The organism is Frankia sp. CeRuru1 (assembly GCF_977966315.1).
Map to the genome: position 1 here is coordinate 3,892 of NZ_CDWWEW010000223.1, position 5,105 is coordinate 8,996.

General features: G+C 72.7%; 4 protein-coding genes. All 4 read left to right on the forward strand.

The window, feature by feature from the left end:
- The first annotated feature begins 103 nt into the window (after nt 1-103).
- Entirely contained in the window at nt 104-1,036 is a 933-nt protein-coding gene (locus AC08OP_RS15855) for a response regulator transcription factor (protein WP_476614906.1), read from the forward strand.
- Between the two features lie 453 nt (nt 1,037-1,489).
- Nucleotides 1,490-2,371, forward strand: a complete 882-nt coding sequence (locus AC08OP_RS15860; RefSeq protein ID WP_462187636.1) for a helix-turn-helix transcriptional regulator — start codon at nt 1,490-1,492, stop codon at nt 2,369-2,371.
- Nucleotides 2,372-2,958: 587 nt separating this feature from the next.
- Nucleotides 2,959-4,356 (forward strand): hypothetical protein, encoded by a 1,398-nt coding sequence (locus AC08OP_RS15865; protein WP_476614907.1) that lies wholly within the window; start codon nt 2,959-2,961, stop codon nt 4,354-4,356.
- A partial coding sequence (locus tag AC08OP_RS15870) for a radical SAM protein (protein ID WP_476614908.1) occupies nt 4,353-5,105 on the forward strand: 753 nt, incomplete at its 3' end. The genes AC08OP_RS15865 and AC08OP_RS15870, both read left to right, overlap by 4 nt.

Genomic DNA, 5,105 nt, shown 5'->3' on the forward strand with positions numbered 1-5,105 from the left:
GAGCTAACCGAAGGTGCCTACGGTCGGGTCAGCCCCCTGCACGCGGGACGGCGGGGTGATACCGCCGTCCCGCGTTCGCTCCTCGTGGTAAGGACCCGGAGTCATGACGATCGGAGCCGCCTCGCCCCCTCCCGTCCGCGCCGAGGTCTCCGCGTACTCCGGGTACTCCGCGTACTCCGGGGGTCCGCCGCGGGTCAGGGTTCCGGCCTGTCCCGGGGTTCCCGTTCGCGCCGAGGCGTCCGCGCAGCCCGAGTGTCCCGCGTACGCCAAGGATCTCACGCCCACAGAGATCGACGGCGGTGTGTCGGTGTTCCTGCTGCACGCCCATCCGGTGACCGGGGCTGGGCTGCACCTGCTGCTCTCGACGATCTGCCGGCTCGACGTCGTCGGCCGCAGCCACCGGCTGGATGCCGCGCTGCCGCAGATCCGCCGCTCGCGTCCCCGGGTGCTGCTGCTCGGGCTCGCGGGGGACCTCGCGACCGACCTCGCGGCGGTGCGCCGGCTGCGCGCGGAGGCCGACCGGATCCCCATCACGCGCGTCCTGCTGTTGCGGCCGCTGGCTACCTGCGCCGAACTGACCCAGATCCTCACCACCGGGGCGTCGGGGGCGGTGCTGCCGGACACTCCGCCTGCCGACCTCGCCCACGCGGTCACCATCGCCGCGCTCGGCGGCGTGGTCTTCCTGCCCGCGCCGCCGCCGACGGGGGTGCCGGGGCCGCCGGGGCCGCCGGTCCAGGCCGAACTGCCACCGCAGGCCCTCGGGCTGACCTCCCGGGAACGCGCGGTGCTCGGCCAGCTCGCCCGCGGCCTGTCGAACGCGGAGATCGCTTGCGAGCTCGCCCTGGCCGAGGCAACGGTCAAGCGGTACCTCACCGGTGCGATGCGCAAGATCGGCCAGCCGGACCGGCTGCGCGCCGGCCTCTACGCCTATCGGCACGGACTGCTGGACGGTCCGCATGCGGGCTGGACGGGCCGTGGGCGCGGGTCCGGCCGCGGATCGGCGCTGGACCGAGCGCCGGACCGGGTAATCGAATGATCGGGGTGGCCGCGGGCGCCATGGAGGGATGAACACGTTCCGCGAGTCGGTGTTTTCGATGATCCGGATTCCAGTCGATCATCGCAGGTCTATTACTTGCGGTTATCGATAGGTTGCTTCAGGTATCGAAATTCATGCCGACGTTGTTTGATCATGTAAATGACACGATCTCTCCGGGTAAGCGCCGGACATGGCCGCCGGGCGATGCCACCATGGGGCTGTGTCTTCTTGCGTTGGACGGTCCGCTCGGCCGTTTCGGCCTGCGCTGATCCGGCGGCGGTGGCTGGATTTCAGCCATCACATGGGTGACTGCTGTTAGGCGTTGTTGGCGACTGAGGATAGTAGCAGTCCTGCTGACCGCGTGTCCCTGTGTCGATGCTGTCCCGCCCGCTGGATGTGCCGGATGTGCCGGATCGGCGGTGTCGACAAGGCCGCCCGATCCGACTGGAACCGATGAGCGACGACGCCCGCCAGCGTGAGCTTGGATTCTTTCTTCGTGCCCACCGTGAGCGCCTGCGACCCGAGGACGTCGGGTTGCCCGCCACACCTCGCCGCCGCACCCCGGGGCTGCGCCGGGAGGAGGTCGCCGCCCTCTCCGGCCTCGGCCTCGCCTGGTACACCTGGCTGGAACAAGGCCGGGTCGCCGCGTCCCGGCAGGTCCTCGAGGCCGTCGCTCGGGCCCTGCGGCTCGACGACGACGGTCGTCGCCACGCCCTGGCGCTCGCCGGCCTGCACACGCCGCCGGCGGACCGCCACCACACCCTCGTCAAGGCGCTGCGTTCGGTGCTGGACAACTGGCCGAACTGTCCGGCGTTGCTACTCGACCGGCGCTTCGACGTCACCGCCTGGAACGACGCCTACACCGTCCTGTGGGGGGATCCCGCCGACGTGCCCGAGCCCCAGCGCAACCTGCTGTGGATGCTGGTGGCGCAGCCCCGGACCCGGGACGGGATGGGCGGGTCCGAGGACGTGGCCAAGGACCTGCTCGCCCAGTTCCGCGCCCAGCTCGGTCATCATCCCGACGACCAGCGCGGCCGTGCCGTGCTGGAGCTGCTCGAACAGGCGCGCCCCGAGCTGCGTGCCTGGTGGCAGTGCCGGTCCGTGCGCGTGTTCACGGGCCGCACGGTCAGCGCGGCCACGCCGCTCGGTGACATCTCGCTGATGCTGTCGGTGCTGCGACCGGGTGACGACCCGGAGTCCACCATCTGGCTCCAGACGCCCGCGACGCCCGCGGACCGGGAGCTGCTCGCCCAGCTGGCGGCCGAGACGCCGGGCGAGACGCCGGGCGAGGCGCGGCGCCCGGGCCCCGCCGCGCGGCAGCGGCTCTCGGCGTGACCGCGACCGGCGGCCCGGCCTGCGGCGAGTTGCTGGAATGGGTAGTGAGTTTGCTGGGATGGGTGAGGTGCATCGCGCCGAGCCCGGTGTTCTATTTCGAAGTCGTCGGGATTGACGGGGGCCCGGACGCGACTGTCGCTTGCGTCTCCCGGTCTGGTCGGCGGCTGGCCCAGCGGTTGATCCTCGCCCGGCGGGAAGGCCGGTGGCGGCCGGAATCCCGCGTTGTCTCGGGTCCGACAGTTCACCGCGCGGCGGCGGGTTCAGGATGGTAGATGACGGACCCGGTGTGATAGATGTAACGGCGAACGGTTTCGCCGTATCACCGTCGAGCCGTCGCCCGGATCGGTCACCCGGCTTGGCGGCGACGTTCGGGGGGCGGCGACGTTCGGGGGAGGCGACGTTTGGGACGCGATGACGTTTGGGACGAAACAGGCACGGCGCGCCGTCGGGTTCGACGGAAATACCGGTGAACGCCGGCGATCGACGGTGGTGGATTCCCGCATGGTATGACGCGGGAATCCACGGGTGACCGGCGTTCCCTCGGGGCGTCGGCCATCCTGGCGGGTGCGGGAGAACAGGAGATCTAAATGATCGACCAATTGTGGCTGTACCCGCCGCTTGCCTACGGGCGGTTGGGCCCGTCGCCTACCCCCTGTGACAACTACGTCTGGGGCCCCAACGACCTGTCGCCGCGGGGCACCGGGCGCACGATCGTCCAGCCGGCCGAGACCCTCGATGTCGCCGAGGACGGGACGGTCACCACCCGGCTGCCGGCGACGGTGACGTTCAAGGACGCCGCGGGATTCCGCCCGGTGTGCCCGTTCTTCGAGCTGCACGGCGCGTGGACGACCGACGGGGTGACGCACGAGGGGCCGATCACCCCCGATGTCCTGGCGGCCTTCGGTCTCAGTCTCTCCCAGGTGCGGTGGGAGGTGGAGGTCGCCAACCTCAAGCCGCATCACTACACGCAGGTCGACGACGACCGGATCGCCGCGAAGGTGAGCATCGCCGGCGACGACACCGGGCGGCGCCCGCTCGACGGGCGCTCCCCCGAGGGCGCCGCGACGCCGCTGGTGCCCGTCGGCAGCCGCGTCCCGCTGGGCAGCGTGCAGCTGACCCGGCCGAACACCGAGCTGCCGGAGCTGCGGCTGCGGTTCACCCCGGCCGTCGGCGCGGTGTACGGCCCGACGGACCTCCCGGCGCAGACGAGCGTCTACGCCCTGCCCGCGGACCGGCTCATCCTCAACCCGCAGTCGACGTGGAGCGGCTTCGCGCTGACCGGCGACGACCCGCGCACCAACCCGGGTGGCCTGTTCGCGGGCGCCGAGAACAGCGCCAGCCTCGGGCTCGTCGACGACGTCTGCGACGGCACGGTGCGGGTCGTCCTGCCGGGGGGACTCACCGCGACGGCCCGGATCGTCGTCGGGCCGCCGGACTTCGCACCCGACCGGCGGCCGTTCACCTCGGCCGCGGACGGCCTGACCGACCGGGTCCGGCGCGCCGACGTCCGCGAGCCCGCCTACGTGGCGGACGCGGCCCGCACCACGCTGGAGGTCCGCGACCTGTTCGAGCGGATCTTCGAGACGGTCGGCGCGGTCAACATCGACGCCCAGAACGACCGGGCCCGGTTCGAGAACGCCGCGATCGCGCGGAGCCGGCGGGAGCCGGTCGAGTCGGTCCGGGACCTGGCGTTCCCGGCGGCCGAGCCGGTGACCGGCCACCCGCTTCCGCTGACCGAGGCGGGCCGGGCGCGCCACCGCCGGTTCCTGGCGCTGGAGGTGCTCGAGGACCTGTTGCGGGAGCGGCCCGAGCTGCTCCCCGCGGTCGTGCGCGAGCCGGCGACCAGGGAGCGTTACTACGACCGTCGCATGCCGGCGCTGATGCGCGGCTCCGACCGCCATCCGATGCACATCACCCGGCGGCAGTACGATCTTCTTCTCGCCTGGAGCGCCGCGCTGCGGCGGGACATCGAGTCCGGCACGTGACGGTCCTGCTGCAGATCGGTCGCCGCCCGCCGGGCTGGGAACCGCGGCCGGCGGAAGGAGAGCGGGCCGCCGTCTCGGGCGGCGCGCCGGATCCCGCCGCCGAGGTCCGCCTGTTCCGCAGCGCACGGGGTGCGCACCTGTTCGTGACGGACGGCAGCCGGGTCTACGACCTGCCCGAGGACGTCGCGCGGCGAGTGGAGACCTGGCTGGGCTCGGGCGGGGCGATCGAGCTCGATCCCGGACTGCGCGCCGACCTGGGGCTGGAGCCGTCCACGCCCCGGCGCATCGACGGGCGTCCGATCGACCCGCCACCGCTGTCCGCCCTGTCGCTGAACGTCATGCAGGCGTGCAACATGTCGTGCGCCTACTGCTACGCCGACGAGGGGCGGTTCGGCGGTGCGGCCCGGGCGATGCCGCGCGGGGTCGCCTTCGCGGCGGTCGACCGCCTCCTCGCCGAGTCGCGGCCGGGCGCCGACGTCGTCGTGGGGTTCATGGGCGGCGAGCCGCTGCTCGCCGCGGACCTCGTCCATGAGGTCACCGTCTACGCGGCGCGGGCGGCCGCGGCCGCCGGGCGGCGGGTGCGGTTCTCCCTGACCACGAACCTGACCGTGCTGCGTCCCGAGGACGCCCGCCTCTTCGCCGAGTATCCCTTCGCCGTCTCGGTGAGCATCGACGGCGACCGGGACCGCAACGACGCGCTGCGGCGGCTGCCTGGCGGGGCTGGCGGGGCCGGCGGGGCCGGCGGGGCC